We start from the raw sequence: 24,862 nt of genomic DNA, 5'->3' as shown, positions 1-24,862 counted from the left end.
ACTCACATCATGACGCCCTGGGGGGGTCGGGCCTTGGCCCGGCCCCTTTTCATTGGCGGCACACGCAAAACGAACCTGTGTTATGTTGGCTCAGGTGCAGGGTTTGAGGTGCGTGATGGCTGACAACAAGGAACAGGCAGATTACTGGAGCTCGGCTTCGGGCCTGAAATGGATAAGGTTCGAAGAAGAACTGGACGCCGTGTTTGACAACGTGAACCGGGAACTCATCCACCGCCTGCGTCCGAAACCGGGTGAACGTGCGCTCGACATCGGTTGTGGAACCGGCGCAACCGCCAGAGCATTTTCGCGACATCTCGCCCCCGGCGGCGCCATCACGGCGCTGGACATCTCCGAACCGCTGCTGGCCCACGCAAAATCCAGGGCGGGTGGAACAGCTGTAAAATCGCAATACAGCCTGCTGGATGCGCAATCCGATACGATCCCCGGCGCGCCATTCGATATCGTGACGTCCCGGTTCGGGGTCATGTTCTTTTCCGACCCGGTATCGGCCTTCGCCAATATCCGCGCCCATCTGCGCAAAGGTGGCCGGATGGTGGTCGCGGCCTGGGCGCCGATGAAAGACAACCTCTGGTTTCAGGCCCCGTGCCAGGCCGCGATCAGTCAGCTTGGCCCGCCCGATCCATCCGTTCCGAACGCACCGGGGCCGCTTGGATTTCAGGACATCGGTCACGTGCTCGACATCCTGAAACGCGCGGGTTTCGAGGACGCAACGGGCGAGGTTGCCGAGACCACATTGGCTTATCCGGGATCGTTGGCGCAGGTGGCCGCGCTGGCCTCCAACATTGGTCCCGCTGCGCGGATACTGAAGAAATACAACGGCGGCCCAAAGGACATTCAGGTCATTCAGGCACAGGTGCTTGAGAATTTTCGCGCCTTCGAGGGTCCGGACAGCGTCAACATACCGGCCCGCCTCAACTTCTTTCAGGCAACGAATACCGGGTGAACCACGTCGCCAAAACCCGCCAACCTATTCTGCGGCAAAACCCTGAGCTGTGATGCCCGCGCTTTGATATCCGCCGCGGGTTTGCGGGCACTTGATGCCCAAGGCCGAGCTGGCGATCTGGTTGCGCAGGATTTGTGCGGTTCCGCCACCGATCGTGAACATGCGAACATCCCGGTACATCCGTTCCAACGGCTCCCTGTCGCTGTACCCCCGCGCGCCAAACATCTGAAGCGCGTCGTTGACAACCTTGATTGCCATTTCCGTGGCAAAAAGTTTTGCCCGCGCCGCTTTTGCCATATCGGGAAACCCGTTCCCGTCCGGGCCGCAGGAACGCGCGGCGTCATGCAGCAAAAGACGTGCGGCATGGATCTGCGTATCCATGTCGGCCACCATCCATTGCAACCCCTGGAACTCGGCCAATGGGCGGCCGAACTGCTCCCGCTGCAAAAGGTATTGCTTTGCGCGACCCAAGGCGCCAGCGGCAACGCCCATCGCGATGGTCCCGGCGCCGACCCTCTGCGAATTATAGGCATTCATGAGATCCGAAAACCCGCGCCTTAGACCAGAGGGCGGTTTCAACAGCCACTTTTCGTGCACCTCAAGATCGTCAAACCGCAACTCTGCCTCGGGCATCCCGCAAAGTCCAAGCGTGTGTTCGCGACCGACGATCTGGAATCCCCTCGGCAGGTCCGCTTTGATCGGGTCGGCAAACACGATGAACCCGCCAATACCCAGATACTCGCCGCCTTCATCCAGAACGCGCGCAAAGATCAGGTGAAGCTTCGACACGCCGCCGCCCGTGATCCAGTGCTTTCGCCCGTTCAGAACATAGGTGTCTCCACGTTTTTGCGCGGTTGTCCGCATCTCGGTTGCCGCACTGCCGGCTTCGGGTTCCGTGATGCAGATCGCCGGCTTGTCGCCCGCCAGAACATGCCGGGCGCAGAACGCTTTCTGCTCTTCCGAGCCATAGGCCATGACGGCGCTTATGCCGCCCATGTTGGCCTCGACCACCACGCGCGCCGTCAGCGTGCAGGCCTTCGCGATTTCCTCGACCACCTCGACCACGTCAAGGAAACTCGCGCCTTGGCCGCCCAGTTCCGTCGGGATCGTCATGCCCATGATGCCGGCATCCGACAGGGCCGAGACGTTACTCCAGCAATAGCTGCGCGCCCTGTCCCAATGGGACGCGTGGCGTTCAAATTCCAAGGTCAGTTCTCTGGCGGTTGCAACAAGCGGGTGGGTCATCGAAACGGCTCCTGCGAGCATCGAGTTCACGGAAATGTGATTGCCTCAACCTAGCAGACCTTTTATTTCATTCCTATCGTATAAAAGTGGACTAGTAATTCAAGAATATTGAAATAATGCACACACGATCCCTCAGAAGCCTAACCAGGATCTCGCAGGTTCGCTCCTTCAGCGAAGCAGCGGAACAACTCGGCATGACGCTGTCCGCCCTTTCCATGCAGATGAAAGCTCTGGAAGAGGCGCTGGGCGTGGATCTGTTCGACCGTTCGGTAAGACCGCCGCGCCTGACCCCGATCGGCCGCGCCATCGTCGAAGAAGCAACGCCCCTCCTGCGGCACGAAGAGAAACTGATCGAAATCTGCCGTCCCAGCGACGATCTGGTTGGTCGGTTCCGGCTCGGGTTTGTCACCACGGCAGCCGTCCGATTGCTGCCGGGGTTTCTGCGGATGGCCAATCGGGACGTACCGCGCGCCGCGTTCGATTTTGAAACCGGGTTGTCCGCCACATTGCAGGGCAAGGTTGTCTCGGGCCAGTTGGATGCCGCCGTCATAACCGATGCCGACGGGCTTCCCGACCAGTTGTCATCACACGTCCTGCGGCAGGAGCCCTTTGTCTTTGCCGCCCACGGCTCACTGCTTGCAGACGGGCTTCCCGGTCTCTTGTCCGACAGCGCTTTCTTCCACTTCATGCCCGATACCGGGATCGGAAAGCTGATTGCCAAAGCCATGCTGGAACAAAAGCGTCCCACCGATGCAAGGACAATCGTTCTGGATAACCTCGAAGCCATCATGGAATGTGTTTCGGCCGGGCTTGGCTTTACCCTGCTTCCCGTTCCGGACGTGGAACGCTACCGCATCCCCGAAGTGAAAACGCTCAAGGCACCAGCAACGCTTCAGCGCAGGCTGGTCCTCGTCACCGCGTGCGACAGTGTCCTGGCCCGGCGCTCTGCTCGTCTCGCGGCCTTGTTCCGTGAATGATGGGTGTCAATCAGGAACGGTCAGTTTGCCCAAGCCCGGTTTCGGTTCTGAAATGGACAATATTCGGCCCGACAGCACCAGAATACCTGGCTGCTTCAACGTTTGGCGGGCAACGAATACCGGTTGATGCGGCCCGCGATGTCGCCGCGCATTCCCGAAAATTGGGAAAACCCCCGACGCTCGTATACACTGGTTGAAACTCGATCCGTGTTCATTCTTGGGGGGCGCGATGCCGCGGCATGAGACATCAGACAACTCCAAAGGCGACAGGCAGAACCTGATCAAGCCAGGCCTCGCAGACGACACTCTGAACAAAAAGCTGAGGGACGCTCTTGATCGTCAGGCCGCCACGTCGGAAATCCTTGACGTGATCAGCCGCTCGCCGACCGATACGCAGCCCGTTTTCAACGCCATAGTCCGCGCCGGTCTGAAACTTTTTCCCGATGCCACCATCAGCATCGCACTTCGCGACGGCAACGAAGTCAAAGCGGCTGCAATCGCCGGCCCCGATCAGGCGGGGGTCGAGGCATGGCGCGGCCGCTTTCCGGCGCCGCTTCATCCCGAAACAATCCACGGCCACGTGATCCTGAACGGCAAGGCCATCGACATTGCCGACGTCGCCGATGCGCAGGACATGTTTCCGATGGGTGCGGGCAACTTTCTGGCCTCCGGCTATCGCGCCGTCACGATGATGCCGATTGCCCAGGGCGACACGACAGTCGGTGCTCTGGCCGTTCTTCGACTGACGACAGGCGGGCTCACGACCGAGCAGTTCGACATACTGCAAACCTTTGTCGCACAGGCAAATATCGCCGTCGAAAACACCCATCTGGTGACCCGGATGCAGCAGGCCAACGCCGCGCTGCAACACCTGTCGAGCCAGCTTTCCAAATACATGCCGCCGCAGCTCTACCAGTCGATACTGGACGGAGGGCAACAGGTCGTGCTCGAATCCCGCCGCAAGAAACTGACAATCTTCTTTTCCGACATTGCCGATTTTTCCGAAATCACCGACCAGCTGGAAGCCGAAGAGCTGACCGCCCTGTTGAATGAATACCTGTCCGAGATGTCCTTGGTTGCGCAGGATCACGGGGCCTATTTTGACAAGTTTATCGGCGACGCAATGATGTTCTATTTTGGCGATCCGGAAAGCCGCGGGGCCAAAGAGGACGCATCGGCCTGTGTCAGAATGGCCATTGCCATGCAGCGCCGATTGGCTGAATTGCAGGCCGGCTGGCATCGACGGGGCCTGATCGACCGGCCATTTCAGGCCCGCATGGGCATCAATACCGGATATTGCACCGTGGGCAATTTCGGCTCTGACGACCGAATGGACCACACGATCATCGGATACGAGGTGAATCTGGCCGCAAGGCTGGAAGCCGAGGCCGATCCGGGCGGGATACTGCTGGCCGCGGAAACCTATTCCCTTGTGAAAGATTGGCTGCCTGTCGAAGAGCGCGAGCCGATCACGGTCAAGGGCTTTCGCCATCCCATACGCATATACGCGGTGCGGGGGCTCCACGAACTTGACGAACCGAATTCGAATGTCCTCCATCACGAAGGCAAGGGTTACGACTTTACCGTTGATCGCAGCCGGATGGGCCTGGATTCCCGACAACAAGCTTTGGCAGCGCTTAGGCGCCTGCTTTCCGAACTGGATGGTTGACCCTTTGCCGGGCGGCATCTTTGCGGGCCATTCACCGCCACATGCAACGGCCAGGCCTGACCGCTAGGTGAAACCAACCGGTGCTGCTACACTGCCCATCAGGGCTTCAGACCGGAGGGGCAGCATGTCAACCATTGCCAAGATTACCTTGTTGTTTGTTGTGTTTGTCGATCTCATCGGTCAGGGCCTTGTCTTCCCGATCATCAACTCGATGATCATGGAACCGACATCAAGCTTCCTGCCTCATGACACCCCCACCGGCAGCCGCCATTTCTATTACGGCCTCGTCATCGGGTGCTTCTTTCTCGCGTGGTTTCTTGGTGTTGTCTACGTCTCCAAGGTGTCCGATTCCATCGGGCGCAAGAATGCGCTGCTCATCTGTCTTGGCGGCGCATTGCTGGGTTATGCCCTGACCATCCTGTCGCTTTATCTCAACAGCCTGCTGTTGCTGATCATCGGCCGCAGTGTCACCGGCTTCACCGCCGGAAACCAGCCCATCGCGCAGGCCGCGATGATCGACGGCAGCACCGATGCCGCCGACCGTGACCGCAACATGGGCTATATCGTGACCGGTGTCAGCTTTGGCCTCGTCGGTGGTCCGATCATCGGTGCGATCCTGTCCGACAAGGCGCTTCTGGGCGGCGCTGCAACTTTCAAGACACCGTTTTACGGCGCTTTCGTTCTGGTGCTGATCGCCATTTTTCTGGTTCTTGCCTTCTTCAAGGACACCCGCGCCGAACGCGCGCCCTTCGTGTTTCGCCCGCGCGACATCACCGACAGCCTGCTGGCGATTGGAAAACACCCGCTATTGCTGAAACTCATGCCGGTCTATTCGCTGTTCATGATCGCGAACGTGACCTTTTACGTCTTCGTCGACAATTTCCTGACCAGCGCCTTCGGATACGGCGTGCTTGGCGGCAGCATGGCGATGGTCGTCATCGGCTTTGCGCTGGCCTTCTCCTCGACCTTCCTGGTGAAACCGGCACAGGAAAGGTTCAGCAAGCACGCCATCGTCCGAACCTCGCTGGTGGTCATGATGATCTGCGGGCTGGCCTTTGCCTTTATCCCGTCCGCCATTCTGGTCTATGTTCCGGTCTTTGGATTCTATTTCCTGTTTGGCGTGTCGTATCCGACCTTCCTGGGGCTTTTGTCCTCCAGCGTCAGCGAGTCCGATCAGGGCTGGGTGATGGGCGTCGGAACCGCCGTTTTCTGTCTGGCCGGTGGCGTCATGTCCCTGATCGGCGGCGGCTTGATGAGCATCGATATCCGCCTGCCCTACTACATCGTGATCGTCGCCGCCGGGCTGGGCCTTATCGGCATGTACCGCCAATGGAAAACCAAGGACGTCAAGGCGCTGCTGGCCTGAGCACCTATTTCGAGATCGTCTCGACCGTCAGATTGCCGTTGGTGTAAACGCAGATATCGGCGGCGATCGCCATCGCTTCGCGCGCGACCTGCTCGGCGGTCTTGTCGCTGTCCATCATCGCGCGTGCGGCCGCCAGCGCAAAATTGCCGCCCGACCCGATCGCGGCCACGTCATGCTCGGGCTCCAGAACATCCCCGGCCCCGGTGATCACGAACAGATCCTTGCCATCAGTGACGATCAGCATCGCCTCAAGCTTTTGCAGGTACTTGTCGGTGCGCCAGTCCTTGGCCAGCTCGACCGAGGCGCGCGCCAGCTGGCCCGGCGTCGCCTCCAGCTTGGCCTCCAGTCGTTCCAGCAACGTGAACGCATCCGCCGTCGACCCGGCAAAGCCAGCGACAATCTCGAATCCGCCCGGGCTCAGCCGCCGCACCTTGCGCGCGGTGCCCTTGATCACGGTCTGCCCAAGGCTGACCTGACCGTCCCCCGCAACGACGATTTCGCCGCCCTTCTTGACGCCGATGATCGTGGTTCCGTGCCAGCCGGGAAAGTCGCTGTCTGCCATGAATGCCTCCGTATCTCTTGCCCGCAGTATATGGGCCGGTCGGCGATTGGGCGCAACCGTCATGGCACGCGCGTCAAAGATATGCACAAAATGCAATTCGGGGCTGACGAGCGGGCATTTGTGAATCTCGATCCATGATCCTAGATGGGGATCACAACCGATGAAGGATCGGCTGTTTCACTTAGAAGGATCGCGCAAATGGCAACCACCGCAAATATCCATGCGCCGCTCGGAGCAGTCACCGTTCTCCACGTAGTGGACGCACTGATCGACGTTAAAAACACCATCGTCGAATGGAACGAAACCCGTAAGACCCGCCGGGAACTGACGAAACTGTCCGACGCCCAGCTGGATGACATCGGTCTGACCCGTGCAGACATCGCCAAGATCTGATCTGCATCATGATTGGATACAGCTAGAATGGCCGCTCGCAACCGGGCGGCTTTTTCTTTTGCCAATCCGCCAGATCCAAACCTGCAATCGGCCGGCGCGGATCACGCCTTGCAGATATAGCTGACGGTCAGCATCCGCCGCTCCTTCAGCCCGCGCAGCTGGTTGCGCGTCATGTCCCGAAACTCCGCCCCGAACAACAGCTCCGTCGTAACAGGCAGCGGCTTTGCCATGTCGGATTGCGCGGTTCTGTCCTCCAGCCACTCAAGGCTTTCTTTGGTTGAATCGATCGCCTGCACGATTTCAAACCCGGCACCGGCAAGCAGGGCTTCCATCTCGTCCGGGGTTGCCAGATGACTGATCGAGGGGTCCCGCGCCCAGGGCGCCGGATACAGCATGTCCCCGCCATCTCCCTGCAGAATGTCATAAACCGCGAATGTCCCTCCCGCCGACAGAACCCGGCGGGCCTCCTTGTACATCCGCATCTTGTTTTCAATGTTCATAGCGACATGCACGGTCACGACGGCATCAAACGCGTGATCATCAAACGCAAGGTTCAGCGCATCGCCCTGCTGAAACGTGGTATTGCCCGACAGCCCAACCCAGCGCGACAGCTCGGTTGCCGCCTCGCAAAATTCCGGAGTCAGGTCGATACCGATCACCGGACAACCGACAACCTCGGCAATCGTGCGTGACACCCCCCCAAGCCCCGAGCCGATATCCAGAACCTTCGATTCTTCGGTCAGTGTCATGCGGTCAATCAGCTCCAGAGTTGCCGCCCGGCCGCGAAAGTGAAACTCATCGACGGATTCAAGGTCCGATGGCCTCAATTCATGCGGCTCCAATCCGTTCCGCCGCAAACCTTGGGCGATCTTCCCGGCCAGACCGCCGCCGCCGTCGTAGTGGCTTGAAACTCGATCTGTCATGCACTGGCCCTTTCCGAAAAAGTCACCCGATACCAGCCGATCAAAAGCGGGAATCTTTCCCATTTTAGCTCAACCTGATCGTATTTGCTGCACCGCGACCACACGGCCCCGATCAGCTCAGCCGATACTTCCCCGCCATGTCCGGCAGAAACGCCTCGACCGCGGCGGTGGCAACCACGTGGCATGTTCCGGCCCCGGCATCCCTGACATTCAGACCACCCTTGACCGCCCGCACCTCGGCCCGGCCCCGTGGCAGGTCGGACGCAACCAGGTCGCAATCCACCTTGCCGGGTTCCTGCACGCCGATGGTCACCTGAACCCGCATCTCGGCATGATCCACGCCCAGCTTCGAAAACAGCGTGATCGAGGAATGATGCAGCGCGTCCTGCACCGCCCGGCGCGCGGCCTTGGTATAGTCCTGACCATACAGGTCGTTGCCGGTTCCCATTTCCAAAATGATACGTCTTTCGGTCATGCCGCAGGCTCCATGTCAAACGAGACAACAATCGCCGCATTTGCGATCACGGTGCGCCCGTCAGTATGCGGCTTGTCGATATCCAGACCGCCTTCGGTCACGGTGATGCTGGGCTGGCCATAGGGAAACACCGCCTTCAGCACCGCAACATCGACCAGATCGGGGCGCTGCACGCCGATCTCGGCATCGATGATCATTGCCTCTTTCGCAAAGCCGAACAGTTCGGCCATGTTGACCGAGTTGTGCCACAGCGCGTCTTTCAGCGCGCGTTTCGCCGCCTCGGTATAGTCCTCACGCCTCAGCGATGTACCCATCCCGAATTCCACCAGCACCCGTGTCTTGGCCATGCCTGCTCCTGCCTTCTGTTGCCGGGCCACAATGCACGCTCATCCGGCATCCTCAAGGGGCCAGACCTTGCGGCTTGATCGGTCCAGTTTCAAACGCTCACCCGGGTTCCGGTTCGTCTGTCGCCGGTGTGGCGCGATCCAGCGCGATCAATCCATACAGGAAAACGCCCGCCGCCAGCATGGCGGACACCGTGAACACCGATGTTATCGAACCGGTGGACGTATAAACGGTGCTGCATGCCGCGATCCCGATTGTCCCGCCCATAAGCTGACAGGTCATGGTGACACCGCTCACCTGCCCATGCATGTGTTCCGGCACCGAAAGCAGGACCGCCCGCCGGGGCGGAACGAACAGAAAGGTCACGACCATGCCCCAGAAAAACAACCCGGACATGATCAGCAAGAAATCCTGCAGGGCAAGGCCGATGGCAAGAACCGACATGGAAATGGATGCCCCCGACGCACCAACCAGTGATGGCATCCGCGATCCGTATTTGTCCGCCAACTTCCCCGTAACCGTCGCCACGATGATCTGCGGCACCACGGCGGGCAACAAGGCGGCCCCCGCCTTGAACGGCGAGAATCCCATGACCGTTTGGAAATACATCGCCCCAAAAACAAGCATCACGATCTTCACGAACTGGGCGGTGAAGATAACCAGATTCGACGCAAGAAAATTCGGGCTTGCAAACAGTTCGACCGCAATCAGCGGGGACTCGGCCCGCCTTTCGTGACGCACGAACTGAACCAGCAAAACCGCTCCAAGGAAAAGCGGGATCAGCGTGTCCGGCTGTGACCATCCGCGATCGGGCCCCTCCATGATGCCAAAGATCAACAACACCAGGCCGGCAATCAACAACAGGAACCCGACCAGGTCAAAGCGGGTGTCCTTAGCGTTCGGCGTGTCGTGCCAGAACGCCCAGACGATGGCAAACACGACCAGCACGATCGGAGGATTGATCCAGAAAATCCATCGCCACGACAGATATTCGGTCAGCAGACCCCCGACCATCGGCCCCAGCGCCATGAAGCAGGTGCCGATGGTGCCATACAGCCCCAACGCCATACCACGCTCTTTTTTCGGAAAGGAATGCGTGACCAGAACAAGCGAAAGCGGAAAGATCATCGCCGCCGCAACGCCCTGTGCAGCCCGCGCAAAGATCAACGCGCTGCCACTTTCGGCAAACCCGGCAAGGATCGACGGCGCTCCGAAAAACAGCAACCCCGAGTTCAGCAGAACTCGCGCTCCGATGATATCCCCGATTTTCCCGGCAGCAGCGGCCAGACCCGCAAGCATCAGCAGATAGACATTGACCACCCAATGCGCATGCAATTGGGACAGGCCAAGGTCGCGCCGGATGGTCGGCAACGCGACGCCGATGACGGTTTCATCCAGCAGCACCACCCCAAGGATGGCACCCATCGCCCCAAGTATCCACCAGCGTCTGTTGTCGTGCGTTGCCATGATGAAAGCGACTATAGCACGAGAATGCGGGCGGCCGTTGCAACGTGAAAGCCCGCAAATGAATTGTACAAAATGGACAAGGCCCCCTGAAAACCCGGTACAATTCGTACAAAAAAGAAGCGCCCGGTTGGGCGCTTCACCTAATTCGGGTTTTGGCCGGGCTCAGATCGACTCGTCGATCCAGCTCTGCAGTGCCGCTTTCGGCGCAGCGCCGGCGCGGTTCGACACGACCTGACCATCCTTGAAAATGAACAGCGCCGGAATGCCGCGAACACCCATTGCAGCAGCCGAGTTCGGGTTGCTGTCGACATCGACCTTGGCGATTTTCACCTTGCCGCCATATTCAACCGCCAGCTCTTCCAGAGCGGGGCCAATCTGTTTGCAGGGACCACACCACTCGGCCCAGAAATCTACGACAACGGGAACATCCGAGTTCTTGACCTCGGCATCAAAGGTATCGTCAGTGACGGCTACGGTGGACATATTCTGTCTCCTGAATGGAATGCGCTTGGGAAATGAAAGTAGGTCCGCCACTATGGGAGGTCAAGATATCTTGGTGCGCCCAAGTGCATCACTCACAAGATCGTGGGGCAACCACATCAGACTGGGGGTGCGGGTCCACAGGATTGCCGTGCGGATCGTCTTTCCGGGATAGATCTGCGCCAGCGCCTGGGCATAGGCCCCCATCTGTCGCAATAGGCCTTCGGGGCAGGATTCCGGGGCATCCGGAACTGTCGCATTCGTTTTGAAATCAATGGCCTGCACGTCGGTTTCCGTTACGATCAGCCGGTCGATAACGCCATGCATCCGGCCCGAAAACAGCTTTGCGGTCACCGGAACTTCGGCCAGTGTGTCCGGCGCGAATACCGGTGCAAGATGCGGTGCGTTCAGCACCGCCGCGGCCTCGGCTCTCAACTCCTCGCGTTCGGCCTCTTGCATATCGGGCAACAAACGAGCGCATAGCCGGGCCTGATTTTCAGGGGCGATTCCCGGCAGATGCTCCAGCAGCAAATGGATCCGGGTCCCCCGCAATTTGGCCGCCTCTTCATCCAGCCCCAGATCCCCCGGCAGCGCCTTTGCGCCGCCCAGATCCGAAGGGCTAATGGTTTCCGACGCCATTTCGACCAAAGGCGCGGAACGCCGGAAAACCTCTGGCAATTCAATTTTGGCTTCCTCCGGTGAAGCGACAATATCCGCAAAGGGCAACCCATCCCAATCGCCATGTGACAGCCGCCGGATCCCGGAACCCTCGACGATAGTGGCGCCAGCCCGATCAATTGCCGCTTCGACCATCTGGTACCAGCTAGTCCCGTCCTTGCCGACATCGCCCGCCGCCGCAACAATCAACCACTTTTCCGCCCGTGTTAGAGCCACATACAAAAGACGCAACCGTTCGGCCATCTGTTTAGCCTGCGCCTCTTCGCGTGCCTGCGCGACGATCCTTGGCGAAGCGTCCCGAGACACCCTCCAAAGCGGTGTGCCCTCGGCCCGCATCACTTCGTCATCCGTTGGCGCCCTGCGCGCATCCGTGTCCGGCAGGATTACGATCGGCGCCTCCAGCCCCTTGGCACCGTGAACCGTCATCACCCGGATCATGTCACCCACTCCGCTCATCTGGCGCTTGATTTCCAGGTCGTCGGTTTGCATCCAGACAAGGAAACCCGTCAGGCTTGGGATATCCGTCCGTTCATAAGCCAGCGCCTGACTGAGCAGCGCGTTGATTCCGTCCTCGGCCTCGGGCCCCAGCCGCCCCAGCAGTTTTCGACGCCCGTCGTGGCGCGTGAGGATGCGCTCGATCAGATCGTAGGGCCTGAGAAAATCGGTCTGGCCCCGCAGATCATTGAGCACCGCGAGCGTTCCCGGAAACTCGCTTTCGCGTTGGCGCAGTGTGGCCCAGAGGTATTTTTCCTTGCGTGCATGCGCCAGATTGAAAAGCTGCTGCTCGGACCAGCCAAACAACGGTGATTTGAGCACAGTGGCCAGAGACAGGCTGTCCTCGGGCGTGGCAAGAAAGCTCAAAAGCGCTGCCAGATCCTTTACGGCCAGTTCCGCGCCCACTTTCAAACGGTCGGCGCCCGCAATCGGCAGGCCTGCGGATTTGCAGGCGCGAATGATCTCGGCAAAGAGGTCCGAACGGCGCTGCACGAGGATCAGGAAATCGCCCGGTCGCACCTTGCGGCGAACGAATGTGCCGGGTGTGTCACCGTCTTCGGGGATGGTTTCACCACGCTCGATCATCGCCTTGATCGACTGGGCCACCTGCTCGGCAAGTACGACCGTATGGTGCCGCGCGCTGGGCCGGTCGACCGGATCGGTCCAATCGCCATCCTCTTCATCCTCGACCTTTTCGACCACCGGCCATAGGTCCACCCGCCCCGGCAAGTCGGCCTTGAACGCGCGATGCAGAGCGTCTTTGTGAAATCCGGCATCAGCGCGATTGTCGAACACCAGATCCACCAGTTGCAGGATGGCCGTGGATGAGCGGAAGGAGAATTCAAGCGTCAGATTATCCAGGTTAGAGCCTGATTCTGAAAGTTTTCGGCCAAACGCACCCTGCATCCGGTCAAAGGCCTGCGGATCGGCGCCCTGAAAGGAATAGATCGACTGTTTCTTGTCGCCGACGACGAAAATCGTGCGTTCCACGTCCGAGCGCGCGCCCTCTCCGCTGGTAAACTCCTGCGCCAGTTTCTCGACCACGTCCCATTGTTCCGGGCTGGTATCCTGTGCTTCGTCCACAAGAATGTGGTCGATACCGCCATCCAGACGATACAGCACCCAGGCCGCGACCGCGGGGTCGTTCAACAGCTGCCGTGCTTTCAGGATCAAGTCGTCGAAATCCAGCCAGCCACGCAACTGCTTGCGCCGCTCGTATTCCGGCAGGAACGCGGTGGCGAATTTGTGCAGGGCCAATGATTTCTGCGCCGCAACCAACGCCAGCCGCCTTTCTCGCGCGTTCTCAACCCGGAGCATCAGCGACTCAAGCGCCGGCATCGCGTCAGTCAGTGCTCCTTCCCGCATGGCTTTTGTGGGAAAGCCGCCTATCTTTGCCGTGAAAGGTTCTTTCGCACCTGCGCCGGTCAACAGCACGTCTTCCAGAATAGGCAGCCCAGCCAGCGTTGCGTCTGTGAATCCGGCAAGTTTCGACGCAGCCTTGGCGTTGTTGCCGCCACTTTCGGTCAGCGCAGGCAGTAGCGACCGAATTAATTCAACTTCGCCGCCTAGGTACACGTGATCCAGCAGGCGTTGCTCATTGAAGCTTTCGGGTAGGTCAAACAGGCGCAGCAGATCGTCCCAAGTACAAGGATTGGCAAACAGGTTACGGTTTGTCGTGATTGCCTGTGTCAGCTTGTCAAAACCGGTATCGGTGACAAAACGCGCAACCGCGTCGATCAGCGGTGCTTGCGGGCCATCGGCAAAATCCTCGACGATTTCTTCGCGCAGCAAGGCGGCGGCCCGATCTTCCATCTCGGTAAACTGAGGGCTGACCCTTGCCTCAAGCGGAAAGCGGCGCAAGAGCGAGGCACAGAAAGAGTGGATGGTCTGGATCTTCAGGCCACCCGGTGTTTCGATGGCGCGGGCGAACAGCGTGCGGGCGTGTGCCAGACGGGCAGGATCGATCGCATGCTCGACACCCAGTTCTGTCAGCTCTGACAAAAGCTTGTCGTCGTCCAGCATTGCCCATTTCCCCAGCCGTTTGAACAACCGGTTCTGCATCTCGCTGGCCGCTGCCTTGGTATAGGTCAGGCACAGGATGTGCTGTGGTTGCACGTCGCTCAGCAAAAGTCGCGCAACACGATCGGTCAGTACCCGCGTCTTGCCCGACCCTGCGTTGGCCGCCAACCAGGTCGAGGCATTGGGCCGCGCCGCCTGCACCTGCCGCTCGGTCGCTTCGTTCCGAGGGGTCATGTCAGGTCCTCCGGGACGGGATTTGCGGTTCGGTCCCATTCACCGAAACGGGCCAGGTGATCGTAGTCGCCAGTGTCGGAATCCTTGTGCAGCATTCGGCGCGAGGAATATCCCTGATCAGGCTCTAAGTAAGCGGAAATCAGTTGTTTGAGTTCCGAAAGAACCTTATCGGCCGGTTCTTTTTCCAAGGGCGCCGGAACTTCCTTGTACGTCCCGCCCATGCCGATGAAAACGGCCTGAGCCACCGGCATCGGATCGAACCCTTCAAACCCGCCCTCTTCTGCCAGCGCGGCCTCGATCAGCAACTGTTTGTCGAATTTCGATTGCTGGTTTTCGGTTGGGGGCATACCGGTCTTGTAGTCGTATATCCGTAACGACCCCCGCGCTGTCTGATCAACCCGATCGGCCCGCCCTACGAGCGTGAAATCCAATGGATCGAGGCGTTTTTTCATCTTGGCCTCGAACGCAACAGGCCCGGCATCGCTGCGGCGGGTGATCTCGGCGGCCAGAAACGCGTCGGCAATCCGCGCCAGACGCGCCAGCCATAGCTTTCGCGCCGTTGGCCAGGCTACATGTTCCAACAGCAAGGTTTCTGCGCGTTTCAGAAACGCATCACGTGTCAAAAGCGCGCCATCCAGAACGCTGTCACGGATGAATGCTTCGAGAATTTCGTGGATCACAATCCCTCGCAGCAAGGCATCCGGCGCCTGAACCAGCGGATCGAGCGGTTTCAGCGACAGCACGTGACGGGCATAGATCGCGTACGGATCCCGGATCAGCTTCTTGATTTCGGTGACCGACAGCTGCGTCGGGCGCGTCGATACGGGCGGCCGCGGAGAGGGGCGCGGGGCCGGATCCAGACGCGGTGCCTCTTCCAGCTTTGCCGCCCAATCCAACCATTGACGGCCGCGAGCACGCATAGCGTCCAGAGCGTCGGGGCCATCCGCGTCTGGCAAACCCTGTAACAGGTTGATCAGTCGGTTAAGCCAGCGCGAAGGCACCGTTTCGGCGTCGTCCGAGCGACTGGCACGGGTCAACCAGACTTCGGGTGCGGCGATGGCCTGTTGGAAATCGTGGGCCGACAAGCCGATCCTCCGTTCGGGCAGCAGCAACCCCGCCTTGTCGCGCATCTGACGGTTCAACCAGGGGTCAGGGGTGGCGGCCTCGGGCCAGCTCCCTTCGTTCAGGCCGCCGAGAATGAGCAGGTCGGCCCCCTGCACCCGCGCCTCAAGCGTACCCCAGATCATGATGCTGGAATGAGGCGCGTCGCGGTCGCGCACCTCTTCGCCCGCTAGCAGCGCGCCAAGAAGATCGGCAAAATCGCGAGCGACCATGGTACCACCATGCGCGGCCTCGTCCTCCAGCGACGTGATCACAGCAAGCGCCTTTTGACCGGCGTTCATGTCCCAGAGAGTTCCCCCCTCACCTGTGCTTCCTGACGAAATCTTCTCGGCCAACCCGCGCAAGCGGTGAACCCAGTCGGCCAGCGGCAGCTCAACGGTCACTTGCTGATCGCAGAAATGCGTGGTCAGCCATTGCATCCAACCTTCGGGCATTTCTTTGCGGATCGCGAAACCGGTAAGGCTGGCGCTGTCAGGATAAGGCGGGCCATTGCGGCGCAGGTCGAGTTCAAGATCACGGGTGTGCAACAGGTGCGCGCCACGCTCACCACCGGCGTGACACAGGGGATGCTTCAACAACGTCAGAAGCGCTTCACCATCCAGCCGATTGACAAACAGCCCGGCAACATGTCGCAAGAACCGTCCCGGCGGCGAAAGCTGAAGTGGTAAACCGGCACTGTCGTCAGGCACAATGGCCCAGCGGTCCAGCGCGGCGCTGACTTGTCGTGTCAGCATCCGGTCGGGCGTGATCAGCGCTGCCGTCTGACCGGTTTCCGCCGCCTGTCGTAGACGCAGGGCAATGGCCAGCGCTTCGGCACGGGGAGATTGCGCCTCGACCAGCGTCACGTCGGTTGTCGCGGGGACCAGGTCGGCCAAGTCTGGGCCTTCGGCCATCCAGGCGTCAGTGACCGGGGCAGGGCGCAAAGCCAAGGAAACCAGACGGTTGCGGGCAGGCGATGGGGGCGCGTCATCCGTCCAACGGGTGATTTGGTGCGGTTCGATCCCCAATCCACGCATCAATTTGCGAAACCGGAATTGCGGGTGATCTTCGGACAACAACGCGTCATCCAGACCAGACCAGACGTAATCTGGTTGGTCAAAGTCGAACCCGGGCAGAACCAAAGCGCCTTGCGGCAAGCGAGCCACAGCCTGCATCAGCATCAGCGTGGTCCCGCGCGAGCCGGTCGATCCAGCCAGTACTATCGGATGGCGCGGCGGATCTGCCTGCCAACGGTCAATCAGGTCTTCAACAACCCGCCGTTGCCGCGCCTGAACGTCCTGCGCGTCGTCCCCGGAAGTGATGAACTGGTCGGCGATCGAGATAAAAGTCTGAGCCCGCGCCCAGTGCCCGGACATGTCGCTGACATCCAACTGTTGGATGGCTTGGGGCAATACACCTTCGCCCTGCATTTCGTCGATCAGCGTCGCAAGGCTGTCGGCCAGATCGTAAAGCGAGGCGCGGGCCGCTAGATTCGGTTGTTGGTCCAAGAGCTTGCCGATCAGTTGCGTCAATTCCAACCGGCGTCGCAGCGGCGGGATTGCCGGCGGTAATCGGGACAGATCCGCGCTTTCGCCCAGATCAGTGATCAAACTCATGCGTGGCAACAGACAGGCTGGACCCGCGTCGAACAGGTTGCGCACGCGACGCGCCATGCGGCGGGTGTTGACGACCACTTGCGCCCGCGCCAGCGTTTCGGGTGGCAGATGTGCGGTGCGCGCCATCAGCCCGGTCACAAGCGCCTTTGGGAAATCCACGCCGGGCGCGACAGCAAATACGCGCGGGCTGGCGTTGGCTTCAAACATCGGCGAGCAACTCTTCGGCCAGGGTAATGCCCACAGGATGGCCGACGTCGCACCAACGACCCGGATATCGGAGCGCAAACAGGCGGTTCTGCTGCTGCATCACGTCCCATAACCTGTTGAATGAAAAGGAAGACTCCGTGAACTGTGCCAACCCTTCGGTCTTGGTGATCTGTATGCCGCCATAGATAAGGCCAGGGCCGCGCCGAATGCGACCCTCGGCGTCAGCCATGAAATCTCCGGCGCCGGAATGCCCCAGCGCATGTGCCACCGGTATACACATCAATAGCGCATCCATGATGTCAGGGTTCCACGCGGTGCGCAGCATTTCCAGCGGGTTTGGGCCGGCCCAGATTGCGTCGGTGTTCAGAGTGAATACTGGATTGGCACCCAGAAATGGCAACGCAGCCCGAAGACCACCACCGGTATCCAGAATCTCGGGCTCTTCTCGCGACAACAAAACGCCACGGGGTACCAAATGCGCAGCCAGCTGATCCGGTAAATAGTGCAAGTTTGCCACAATGCGGTTCAGACCCGCGGCCCGAACCAGATCCAGCGTGTAATCGATCAGCGGGCGGCCTGCGACCTTGATGAGCGGCTTGGGTGTGTGCTTGGTCAGCGCGCCCATGCGCGTGCCGAACCCTGCCGCAAATAGCATCGCTGCATCCGGGCCGTAGGTCATTTGTTTCGCAACTTTTCGAGGTTTTCCGGTGTCGGTGGCGGGAGCGTTTCGCGCAGGAAACCGGCGACTGAAGCCAGCGCAGGGTTCTCCAGATCGCGCATCAAGAGCGCCCATGTCGCAGGAATGAGATCAACATATCTCGGCTTGCCGTTTTCGGTTGCCAATCGGGCGAACACGCCAAGGATCCGGAGGTTCCGTTGCGCGCCCAAAACGGCATAGGCAGTTCGGAAATCATGATCGTTCGATCCGGTGGCCTCGACATAGTGATTGATCATCTTCATCTCGACACCTGCTGAAACTTTACGGCGAACATCCTGAAGCAGGGACACGAGATCGTACGCCGGATGGCCCAGCATGGCGCATTGGAAGTCCAGCAAGCCAACGCGACGCACGCCTTCACGATCCGGCAGCCAGATCAGGTTTTCGGCGTGGTAGTCTCGTTGAATAAGAACCTTGGGACCTTGCGTCTCGCGCAGCAGTATGTCCGAAAACCGGTTTTCGAACCGTTCCTGGGTATGCTGGTTTACCTCTTGGATGATGCCAAAGGCATATTTTGTGAAAGCCAGCGCTGCAAGTTCGGTCATCAGTGTCGGGTCATAGCTGTCGAGCGGCGGCAGCGGTGCCTGATGCAATTGTACAAGTACGTCCGTCGCGGCCTCGTACAATTCGGGTTCAAGCTCCGATTCCCGTTCGAGAACGCGCGCGAACAGGTCGTCACCCAGATCTTCGAGCAAAAGAAAGCCGTTTTCGGAATCCTCGGCGTAGATCTGGGGCGCGCTCAACCCCACGGACAACAGGTGGTTGGCAATTGAGACGAATGGGCGGACGTCTTCTCCCATGTCCGCAGGAGCATCCATAAGAACCGCGGTGCGACCTGTTTCGGGATCGGTCAGGCGTTTGTATCCGCGGTTGGAGGCATCCCCGGCCAGCGGTGCAGAAGTCGCGTTTGCCCAATCGGTCTGGGCAATGAAGGTTTCGGCCAGAACCTTTCTGTTCGTCATTCAAGTATCTCCAAAAGCAGGTTCCATTTCGGATCAGACCATGTGACCCTCAGGTGCCGGGTTTCCTCGTTTTCCGGGTCCGTTTCAAACAGCAGCCTCAATGCGCCGGCAGGTTCGAGCGGACCCAGTTTTTCCGGCCATTCGACAAGGCAGATCGCGGTTTCAAATGCGTCGGTCAATCCCAGTTCCTCAAGCTCGTCGATATCGGTCAATCGATACAAGTCCGAGTGCCAGATTTCACCTTTCTGCGTGTCATAAGTCTGAACAAGGGTGAAAGTTGGCGAAGGGACATCTTCAGTTTCGATCAGCAGTGACTGGATGAGGCTGCGGGCGAAATGAGTCTTGCCACTGCCAATCTCGCCGGCCAGCAACAAAACGTCGCCGCGCGTCAGTTCGGCCCCCAACAGGGCGGCAAACGCGGCAGTGTCGTCCGCGGTCGCAAGAGTGATTTGGTACGGGGCAGGCGTCATGGCGCCACAATGGCGTCGGCGGGACCCCGCTGCAAGCAGGTTCAGGTGCAGGCTTGCTCCGGTACAGATATGTCAGGCGGGTCCGCCATAACAGCAAACCGAACAATGGTCGCGCCATTCTGAATGGGGCTGACCGTGCAAGACACCGGCGTTCCATCCCGCAGACTGACGCACGCCGACCACTCGGCACGCTTGTCGCTGTCGGTGACGAAGTTGCGGATCTCTCCCCAGACCGGTGTGGCAAGGCACTGATCTTGCCAAGTTCGGGTTATTTCCTGGACGCTCTGTTGGATTAATCCTGCGTCCGGTTCGGTACCCCAAAGGTGGTAATAGGCGCAGTTGGAAAAAGCTAACGACCCATCCGGTGAGAATACAGCGATTGCGTCAGCAAGCTTGTCGAATATCGCCTGGACCAGTTCCAGTTCGGCACGAAACTGTCGCGTCAGGGTTATCTCGGCGGTGATGTCTTCGAACAGGAACGCAACAGCGCCGTCGGGATGTGGCCGGCCGCTGACACAATAGACCGACCCAGAAGGCAAGGACCAAGTTTCCTGAAAACTGCCATCAGTGGCCGCTTCGAGAAGATCGTTCATTTGCTTTCGCCACCCGCCATAATTCTTGGGTTCCGGCATCATGTTTTGATTTCTCAAGCGGTCGAAGAAAGTAGAGATTTTTGGCCGGCAGCTCAAAAAATCCGCAGGCAGCGAGGTCAGATCAACCAAAGCTGGATTAAACAGGGCCAGTTGCCGGTTGCGATCAAAGATAGCTAAACCGATCGAAAGTTGTGCAAAGGTTTTTGCCAATGTTTGTACGAACTTGCGCTGGGCGACCTCGGCCTCCACGATTGCGTTGACATCGACGGCATAACAGAGAGTTCCCTCGTCATGGGGAACGATCGAAAGGTCGAACCACAGCTTTCTCTCGGTATCACCGGCCGTCAGCGAGAACCGGTATTTCTTCCCGGGCTGCATATCCTCGTCCGCGTCTGGAAACATAGGCGCGGTCAGGTCGGTGTCTTTGCCGCGAATCTTGCGGGCCAACGACACATAGGCGGTGTTGCACCAGCTTACCGTGTTCTTGTGATCTGTCAGCCAGACCGGATAGGGAGCCTTGTCCATTGTCAACCGCAGAGGCGTATTAGAGCTGTCTTGCACTTGGCGCCCTTCGTGCTGCTCGGGCAGGTCACGGATTTGCACGCGCACGATCCCGTCTATCCATTCGCACAAAACGTCCTGCATCAAGATGCTGTTGATTGCGGGAACCACGATCGTACCTGCGACGCAGACATCTTCGGGACTTTCCGGAAACGCGGGAAAATTGCGTCTTAACAATCGCCTCAGACCACCCCAGTCCGTGACGTCTTCGTGCCCAGCCAGCGAAATGTCGGAATGCGTAACCAGATCATTCCCCGCAAAGAGGAAAACCGAATTGTGCAGCATGTCGGGCGACAAAAGCCCATAGGCCATATTTCGGGACCGCTTTCGCGGTGCCAGCCACAGGACGGCAAGGACCGAAGTCACAGTGCAAAGCCCTGCCAGCAGGAGCCAATCAACCATGAGTGAATGCTGCGAAATTCCGTACGACCATGAGTGATCCTTGGGCAGGAATGGTTAATGGTTCGTTAACTCAAATCGGGATCTGCTGATTGTGCCCGGACGGAACCGGGTGATCTCCGGTTTGTGCATCGATCAGGTTTCTCGGCCAGATAACCTTAACGATGGCGCCGCGGCGGTCGGACAAGTCGGTGAGAGTTTGATACGGATCAGCGCCGTTGGCGAATTTCAGTTCGGCACCACTGCGTTCCAGCAATGTTTTCGCGATGAACAATCCCAGACCCATGCCTTCATATTCCGGGCGCTCCTTGTGGTCGGATTCCGCGCGGCGCTTGCGCACGAAAGGATCACCGATTCGACCTATCATGTGGTGCGGATAACCGCGTCCGTCATCCATGATGTTGATGATGATCCAATTGTCGGTCCATTCCGCTTCGACCCAGACATTCTTGCGTGCAAAATCCACCGCATTCTGGATCAGGTTTCGAAGCCCATGAATGATCTCGGGCTTGCGCAGGATCGAGGGTTGCTGCACATCGCCACCAGCACTTGGGCCTTCGTGAAAATGTACGATCTTTCCACGGTTCACATGCGGTTCGGCGGATTCGTGGATCACCGTCGACAAAGGCGCCTGACGCAGATGCAGATCATCCTTTCCCGCTCGCCCCATGTTGCGAAGGATATCCCGGCATCTGTCCGCCTGTTCGCGGATTAGAACCGCGTCTTCGCGCAGCTCTGGCCGGTCATCAAGTTCTTCGATAAGTTCAGAGCTCGCCAGTTTGATGGTTGCCAGCGGTGTTCCCAATTCGTGTGCTGCAGCGGCAACAACACCGCCGAGATCGGTCAGCTTTTGTTCCCGCGCCAGCGCCATGTGGGTCGCTGCCAGTGCCTCGGACATGGATTGAACCTCGGAACTGATCCGATAGGAGTATCCTCCCAGAAACACGATCGCGATAACGATGGCGGCCCAGTTGCCGAACACGAATATGTCGGGGATTCGCAGGATAAAGCCCATGTCGGTTCTGAGGGGCAGGTGAAAAATAGCCAAAAGCGTCACTAGAATGACCGCCACCGCGCCAATGATCATGGTCGAACGCAAGCTCATCACGTTGGCCGAAATGGTCACCGGACCCAGCAACAACAATGCAAACGGGTTGTGCAGACCTCCCGTGAGATACAAAAGGAATGCCAGTTGCAGCAGGTCGAACAATACCATCAGAAAGTTCTCGAACTCTGACAGCCGTTTGTTCTCGGGAAACAGAAAAATCGCGACCAGGTTGCCCATGACCGAGATTCCGATGGCAAAATAACAAAGCCCCAGTTCCAGTTGGAGGTCATAGAACCGCTGTGCGACGGTGATTGCGATGATCTGACCGGCGATAGCCACCCAGCGCAACAGAATAAGCGTTCGCAGGCGAATCCAGCTGCTGCGCTCTTGTCCGCGCCAAAGGCTCATATTGGAATTCGGCATCGGTTGATTATGTCCTGTTGCAACGGCTGAATACCTTGATAGGTGTCTGCCGCAAGACGATCAACAACCCATACCTCAGGTACCGCTCCATGACCCGTTTTTATGCCATCATTGCCGCCGCTATTTTACTTGTCGTCCTGGGCGCCACTTGGGTTTTGACGCTTGGGCGCGGATCGGATGATCAATTTGCTCAGTGCCGCTCCAGCCAGATTGCCGGGGGTGCAGGTTCGATCGGCGGCCCGTTCGAACTGGTCAACGCCAAGGGCGAAACCGTGACCGATAAGGATGTGTTAACCGGACCGTCGCTTTTGTATTTCGGCTATACGTTTTGCCCGGACGTCTGCCCGCTTGATACCTCACGTAACGCCGAGGCTGTCGACATTCTTTCAGAGCGCGGCCAAATAGTGACGCCGGTCTTCATATCGATCGACCCGGACCGGGACACACCAGAGGTGGTCGGCGATTTTGCCCTGAATCTGCACGAGCGGATGATCGGCCTGACGGGTTCGCCGGAACAGGTCAAGGCAGCCAGTAAGGCTTACAAGACCTATTACAAGGCGCATGACAAGAGCGACGAATACTATCTCGTCGATCATTCGACCTTCTCTTACCTGGTTTTACCCGAGCACGGTTTTGTCGAGTTCTTCAAGCGCGATGAGACTCCTGAGCAGATGGCCGACAAGATCGGCTGTTTTCTGGGTAACATGTAAGTGCGATAGGGCGTTTGACCTTTGCCGAGGGGCTGGTAATACTCGCCGATAGGGCAAAGACCGAATAATCGCAGAAAGAAAGAGCATGGCCGACACTTCCCAGCTTGAAATCGGACCCGACAAGTCGCTTTTGCTGGTAGATGATGACGAACCGTTTCTGCGGCGTTTGGCCAAAGCAATGGAGAAGCGCGGGTTTGAAATTGAAACCGCGGCGTCGGTTGCGGCAGGCCGCGCCATCGCAACTGCTCGGCCGCCCGCATTTGCCGTCGTTGACCTGCGGCTGGAGGATGGCAATGGTCTGGATGTCGTTGAAGTGCTGAGAGAAAAGCGCCCGGATTGCCGGGTCGTGGTGCTGACCGGATACGGCGCCATCGCGACCGCCGTCGCGGCCGTCAAGATCGGTGCCACGGATTATCTGTCGAAACCGGCCGATGCGACCGACATCACCAACGCGCTGCTTGCCAAGGGCGACGAGTTGCCGCCGCCGCCGGAAAACCCAATGAGCGCGGACCGTGTGCGGTGGGAGCATATTCAGCGGGTTTACGAACTGTGCGACCGGAACGTCAGCGAAACCGCCCGCCGCCTGAACATGCACCGCCGGACGCTGCAGAGAATTTTGGCGAAGCGTAGCCCTCGGTGAGAGTTGAAACTTCCGCTTCTATTTACTGTGGTATTGGTCGGATCAGTTTTCCAAGTACGCGCGGCATGTATTGATGCGGGAAATCCAACCTTTGCTCAGTATCCGCGAACAGTTGGTCATTGCGTTGAAGGCGATTGCCAGACCGCCTTGCTGACGAGAGATTGCGGTAACGTCCGCTACTTGGCGCAAGAGTTTGAAACAGGCCAAAGCGAATGGCTTTTCCGAATAGTGTTCAATGAAATCGGTGACGAAGACGATGAGTTTTTTGTCATATGAGATGGAGTTGAGCTGTCAAAAGATGACTACTCGAGTTTGCCCTGCAATCCCATTTCCAATCGTGATGATTGTTCGCTTATTATCGACGTGCTTGGAAGTTCATCTAGGTAACTCAGGCAGCAGAATTATCCGCAAACGCTTTTCATAAACCAAGCGACTAGAGTTTTCCCAACAACTCCGCATGCCGATCGGTATACGCCTCCCGTACTTCAATCGGTGGTCTTAACTTGATTTCCAACCCTTCCATCACGGCTTTATCTGGTCGCCCAAAAAACTTCGTCGCCTCGGTCTCGGAAAAGCCGGCGATCTGGGTTGCCTCCATCCAGGCGCTGATTTTGTCGGCGCGTTTGATCTGTTTCTTGATCGTTGCGGGGATGACGGCGGGCAAGCCGAACCGGATGTGAATGGCTGCGGCGAGGCGATCGTCGAGATCACCATAATCCGGCCCAACGGCGGATTTAACAGGCGAGATCATGTCGCCGATCACGTATTCTGGGGCGTCGTGCAGCAGCGCGGCCAAGCGCCATTTGACCGGAGCCTTCGGTGCGATGCGGCCAAAAAGCTCCTCGACCAGCAGCGAATGTTCGGCCACGGAATAGGCGAAATCGCCATCCGTCTGACCATTCCAGCGTGCAACGAAGGCGAGGCCGTGGGCGATATCCTCGATCTCGATATCGACTGGCGTCGGGTCCAACAGATCCAGGCGGCGGCCCGACAGCATTCTTTGCCACGCTCTGGGTTGTGTTGCCATTCTGCCATGCCCCTTTTGCCTTGCCGTGGTGATGCCACAATTGCAGCGTAGCCTGTATTTCATCCTGATCACATGCTGCCAACACCTTCTTGAAG

Annotated in this window: 23 protein-coding genes; 8 read left to right on the top strand and 15 right to left on the bottom strand. The window is 58.8% G+C overall.

The window, feature by feature from the left end:
• Positions 1 to 115: 115 nt before the first annotated feature.
• Positions 116 to 964, top strand: a complete 849-nt coding sequence (locus tag AC2FMY_RS00715) for a class I SAM-dependent methyltransferase (protein WP_496745182.1) — start codon at positions 116 to 118, stop codon at positions 962 to 964.
• Positions 965 to 988: 24 nt separating this feature from the next.
• Here AC2FMY_RS00715 and acdA read toward each other — a convergent pair whose 3' ends face one another.
• Positions 989 to 2,209: a 3-sulfinopropanoyl-CoA desulfinase gene (acdA, locus tag AC2FMY_RS00710; RefSeq protein WP_496806853.1), complete on the bottom strand. Its 1,221-nt coding sequence runs from the start codon at positions 2,207 to 2,209 to the stop codon at positions 989 to 991.
• 116 nt (positions 2,210 to 2,325) lie between these two features.
• Between acdA and AC2FMY_RS00705 the strand changes: the two genes are divergently transcribed.
• The 3 genes from AC2FMY_RS00705 to AC2FMY_RS00695 all read left to right on the top strand — a co-directional run bounded on the left by AC2FMY_RS00705 (position 2,326) and on the right by AC2FMY_RS00695 (position 6,221).
• Positions 2,326 to 3,186, top strand: a complete 861-nt coding sequence (locus tag AC2FMY_RS00705) for a LysR family transcriptional regulator (protein ID WP_480750032.1) — start codon at positions 2,326 to 2,328, stop codon at positions 3,184 to 3,186.
• A gap of 229 nt (positions 3,187 to 3,415) precedes the next feature.
• Positions 3,416 to 4,855 (top strand): adenylate/guanylate cyclase domain-containing protein, encoded by a 1,440-nt coding sequence (locus AC2FMY_RS00700; RefSeq protein ID WP_496806852.1) that lies wholly within the window; start codon positions 3,416 to 3,418, stop codon positions 4,853 to 4,855.
• A gap of 124 nt (positions 4,856 to 4,979) precedes the next feature.
• Complete coding sequence (locus AC2FMY_RS00695) at positions 4,980 to 6,221, top strand: MFS transporter (protein ID WP_480750030.1); 1,242 nt, start codon at positions 4,980 to 4,982, stop codon at positions 6,219 to 6,221.
• 4 nt (positions 6,222 to 6,225) lie between these two features.
• Here AC2FMY_RS00695 and hslV read toward each other — a convergent pair whose 3' ends face one another.
• Positions 6,226 to 6,783 (bottom strand): ATP-dependent protease subunit HslV, encoded by a 558-nt coding sequence (gene hslV, locus AC2FMY_RS00690; protein WP_480750029.1) that lies wholly within the window; start codon positions 6,781 to 6,783, stop codon positions 6,226 to 6,228.
• Between the two features lie 198 nt (positions 6,784 to 6,981).
• Here hslV and AC2FMY_RS00685 point away from each other — a divergent pair, with 198 nt between their 5' ends.
• Positions 6,982 to 7,176, top strand: a complete 195-nt coding sequence (locus AC2FMY_RS00685; RefSeq protein WP_480750028.1) for a DUF1127 domain-containing protein — start codon at positions 6,982 to 6,984, stop codon at positions 7,174 to 7,176.
• 101 nt (positions 7,177 to 7,277) lie between these two features.
• Here the strand turns inward: AC2FMY_RS00685 and AC2FMY_RS00680 are convergent, their stop codons facing one another.
• The 12 genes from AC2FMY_RS00680 to regB all read right to left on the bottom strand — a co-directional run bounded on the left by AC2FMY_RS00680 (position 7,278) and on the right by regB (position 22,390).
• Positions 7,278 to 8,099 carry a class I SAM-dependent methyltransferase gene (locus tag AC2FMY_RS00680; protein ID WP_496745190.1) on the bottom strand — a complete coding sequence of 274 codons (822 nt, stop codon included), beginning with the start codon at positions 8,097 to 8,099 and terminating at the stop codon, positions 7,278 to 7,280.
• Between the two features lie 112 nt (positions 8,100 to 8,211).
• Positions 8,212 to 8,574: a Lin0512 family protein gene (locus tag AC2FMY_RS00675; RefSeq protein WP_496745192.1), complete on the bottom strand. Its 363-nt coding sequence runs from the start codon at positions 8,572 to 8,574 to the stop codon at positions 8,212 to 8,214.
• The gene (locus AC2FMY_RS00670; protein ID WP_480750025.1) at positions 8,571 to 8,921 is read right to left on the bottom strand and encodes a Lin0512 family protein; all 351 of its coding nucleotides are present in this window, start codon (positions 8,919 to 8,921) and stop codon (positions 8,571 to 8,573) included. Before AC2FMY_RS00670 ends, AC2FMY_RS00675 begins: the two co-directional genes overlap by 4 nt.
• Positions 8,922 to 9,018: 97 nt before the next feature.
• Complete coding sequence (locus tag AC2FMY_RS00665; protein WP_496806851.1) at positions 9,019 to 10,386, bottom strand: MFS transporter; 1,368 nt, start codon at positions 10,384 to 10,386, stop codon at positions 9,019 to 9,021.
• 162 nt (positions 10,387 to 10,548) lie between these two features.
• On the bottom strand, positions 10,549 to 10,869 hold the full coding sequence (trxA, locus tag AC2FMY_RS00660; protein ID WP_480750023.1) for a thioredoxin: 321 nt from the start codon (positions 10,867 to 10,869) through the stop codon (positions 10,549 to 10,551).
• Positions 10,870 to 10,929: 60 nt separating this feature from the next.
• Positions 10,930 to 14,292: a double-strand break repair helicase AddA gene (addA, locus tag AC2FMY_RS00655; RefSeq protein ID WP_496806850.1), complete on the bottom strand. Its 3,363-nt coding sequence runs from the start codon at positions 14,290 to 14,292 to the stop codon at positions 10,930 to 10,932.
• Positions 14,289 to 17,216 (bottom strand): double-strand break repair protein AddB, encoded by a 2,928-nt coding sequence (gene addB / locus AC2FMY_RS00650; protein WP_496745198.1) that lies wholly within the window; start codon positions 17,214 to 17,216, stop codon positions 14,289 to 14,291. Before addB ends, addA begins: the two co-directional genes overlap by 4 nt.
• Positions 17,209 to 17,895 carry a nucleotidyltransferase family protein gene (locus AC2FMY_RS00645; protein ID WP_496745200.1) on the bottom strand — a complete coding sequence of 229 codons (687 nt, stop codon included), beginning with the start codon at positions 17,893 to 17,895 and terminating at the stop codon, positions 17,209 to 17,211. The genes addB and AC2FMY_RS00645 overlap by 8 nt, the downstream gene beginning before the upstream one ends.
• Positions 17,892 to 18,896 carry an aminoglycoside phosphotransferase family protein gene (locus tag AC2FMY_RS00640; RefSeq protein WP_496745202.1) on the bottom strand — a complete coding sequence of 335 codons (1,005 nt, stop codon included), beginning with the start codon at positions 18,894 to 18,896 and terminating at the stop codon, positions 17,892 to 17,894. Before AC2FMY_RS00640 ends, AC2FMY_RS00645 begins: the two co-directional genes overlap by 4 nt.
• Complete coding sequence (tsaE, locus tag AC2FMY_RS00635; protein WP_480750018.1) at positions 18,893 to 19,366, bottom strand: tRNA (adenosine(37)-N6)-threonylcarbamoyltransferase complex ATPase subunit type 1 TsaE; 474 nt, start codon at positions 19,364 to 19,366, stop codon at positions 18,893 to 18,895. Before tsaE ends, AC2FMY_RS00640 begins: the two co-directional genes overlap by 4 nt.
• A 41-nt stretch (positions 19,367 to 19,407) precedes the next feature.
• Positions 19,408 to 20,922 (bottom strand): PAS-domain containing protein, encoded by a 1,515-nt coding sequence (locus AC2FMY_RS00630; protein WP_496745204.1) that lies wholly within the window; start codon positions 20,920 to 20,922, stop codon positions 19,408 to 19,410.
• Positions 20,923 to 20,992: 70 nt separating this feature from the next.
• Positions 20,993 to 22,390 (bottom strand): sensor histidine kinase RegB, encoded by a 1,398-nt coding sequence (regB, locus tag AC2FMY_RS00625; protein ID WP_480750016.1) that lies wholly within the window; start codon positions 22,388 to 22,390, stop codon positions 20,993 to 20,995.
• An 89-nt stretch (positions 22,391 to 22,479) separates the two neighbouring features.
• Between regB and AC2FMY_RS00620 the strand changes: the two genes are divergently transcribed.
• The 3 genes from AC2FMY_RS00620 to AC2FMY_RS00610 all read left to right on the top strand — a co-directional run bounded on the left by AC2FMY_RS00620 (position 22,480) and on the right by AC2FMY_RS00610 (position 24,016).
• A complete protein-coding gene (locus tag AC2FMY_RS00620; protein WP_496745206.1) occupies positions 22,480 to 23,100 on the top strand; it encodes an SCO family protein in 621 nt (206 codons plus the stop codon).
• Positions 23,101 to 23,185: 85 nt separating this feature from the next.
• Complete coding sequence (locus AC2FMY_RS00615) at positions 23,186 to 23,740, top strand: ActR/PrrA/RegA family redox response regulator transcription factor (RefSeq protein ID WP_480750014.1); 555 nt, start codon at positions 23,186 to 23,188, stop codon at positions 23,738 to 23,740.
• 3 nt (positions 23,741 to 23,743) lie between these two features.
• Positions 23,744 to 24,016: a hypothetical protein gene (locus AC2FMY_RS00610; RefSeq protein ID WP_496806849.1), complete on the top strand. Its 273-nt coding sequence runs from the start codon at positions 23,744 to 23,746 to the stop codon at positions 24,014 to 24,016.
• Positions 24,017 to 24,173: 157 nt separating this feature from the next.
• Here AC2FMY_RS00610 and AC2FMY_RS00605 read toward each other — a convergent pair whose 3' ends face one another.
• Positions 24,174 to 24,767 (bottom strand): HD domain-containing protein, encoded by a 594-nt coding sequence (locus AC2FMY_RS00605; RefSeq protein WP_496745210.1) that lies wholly within the window; start codon positions 24,765 to 24,767, stop codon positions 24,174 to 24,176.
• Between the last annotated feature and the right edge of the window lie 95 nt (positions 24,768 to 24,862).

This window comes from Ruegeria sp. YKSE079 (genome assembly GCF_059612845.1).
Note: the sequence above shows the minus strand (reverse complement) of the source record. Positions and strands in the feature narration are given on the sequence as shown.

Coding starts and splice junctions, on each gene's coding strand:
- addB (WP_496745198.1), bottom strand. CDS start 17,216: ATGTTTGAAGCCAACGCCAGCCCGCGCGTATTTGCTGTCGCGCCCGGC.
- AC2FMY_RS00680 (WP_496745190.1), bottom strand. CDS start 8,099: ATGACAGATCGAGTTTCAAGCCACTACGACGGCGGCGGCGGTCTGGCC.
- AC2FMY_RS00665 (WP_496806851.1), bottom strand. CDS start 10,386: ATGGCAACGCACGACAACAGACGCTGGTGGATACTTGGGGCGATGGGT.
- AC2FMY_RS00630 (WP_496745204.1), bottom strand. CDS start 20,922: ATGGTTGATTGGCTCCTGCTGGCAGGGCTTTGCACTGTGACTTCGGTC.
- AC2FMY_RS00685 (WP_480750028.1), top strand. CDS start 6,982: ATGGCAACCACCGCAAATATCCATGCGCCGCTCGGAGCAGTCACCGTT.
- trxA (WP_480750023.1), bottom strand. CDS start 10,869: ATGTCCACCGTAGCCGTCACTGACGATACCTTTGATGCCGAGGTCAAG.
- AC2FMY_RS00705 (WP_480750032.1), top strand. CDS start 2,326: ATGCACACACGATCCCTCAGAAGCCTAACCAGGATCTCGCAGGTTCGC.
- tsaE (WP_480750018.1), bottom strand. CDS start 19,366: ATGACGCCTGCCCCGTACCAAATCACTCTTGCGACCGCGGACGACACT.
- AC2FMY_RS00620 (WP_496745206.1), top strand. CDS start 22,480: ATGACCCGTTTTTATGCCATCATTGCCGCCGCTATTTTACTTGTCGTC.
- acdA (WP_496806853.1), bottom strand. CDS start 2,209: ATGACCCACCCGCTTGTTGCAACCGCCAGAGAACTGACCTTGGAATTT.
- AC2FMY_RS00670 (WP_480750025.1), bottom strand. CDS start 8,921: ATGGCCAAGACACGGGTGCTGGTGGAATTCGGGATGGGTACATCGCTG.
- AC2FMY_RS00605 (WP_496745210.1), bottom strand. CDS start 24,767: ATGGCAACACAACCCAGAGCGTGGCAAAGAATGCTGTCGGGCCGCCGC.
- AC2FMY_RS00700 (WP_496806852.1), top strand. CDS start 3,416: ATGCCGCGGCATGAGACATCAGACAACTCCAAAGGCGACAGGCAGAAC.
- addA (WP_496806850.1), bottom strand. CDS start 14,292: ATGACCCCTCGGAACGAAGCGACCGAGCGGCAGGTGCAGGCGGCGCGG.
- AC2FMY_RS00645 (WP_496745200.1), bottom strand. CDS start 17,895: ATGACCTACGGCCCGGATGCAGCGATGCTATTTGCGGCAGGGTTCGGC.
- regB (WP_480750016.1), bottom strand. CDS start 22,390: ATGCCGAATTCCAATATGAGCCTTTGGCGCGGACAAGAGCGCAGCAGC.
- AC2FMY_RS00640 (WP_496745202.1), bottom strand. CDS start 18,896: ATGACGAACAGAAAGGTTCTGGCCGAAACCTTCATTGCCCAGACCGAT.
- AC2FMY_RS00695 (WP_480750030.1), top strand. CDS start 4,980: ATGTCAACCATTGCCAAGATTACCTTGTTGTTTGTTGTGTTTGTCGAT.
- AC2FMY_RS00675 (WP_496745192.1), bottom strand. CDS start 8,574: ATGACCGAAAGACGTATCATTTTGGAAATGGGAACCGGCAACGACCTG.
- hslV (WP_480750029.1), bottom strand. CDS start 6,783: ATGGCAGACAGCGACTTTCCCGGCTGGCACGGAACCACGATCATCGGC.
- AC2FMY_RS00615 (WP_480750014.1), top strand. CDS start 23,186: ATGGCCGACACTTCCCAGCTTGAAATCGGACCCGACAAGTCGCTTTTG.
- AC2FMY_RS00715 (WP_496745182.1), top strand. CDS start 116: ATGGCTGACAACAAGGAACAGGCAGATTACTGGAGCTCGGCTTCGGGC.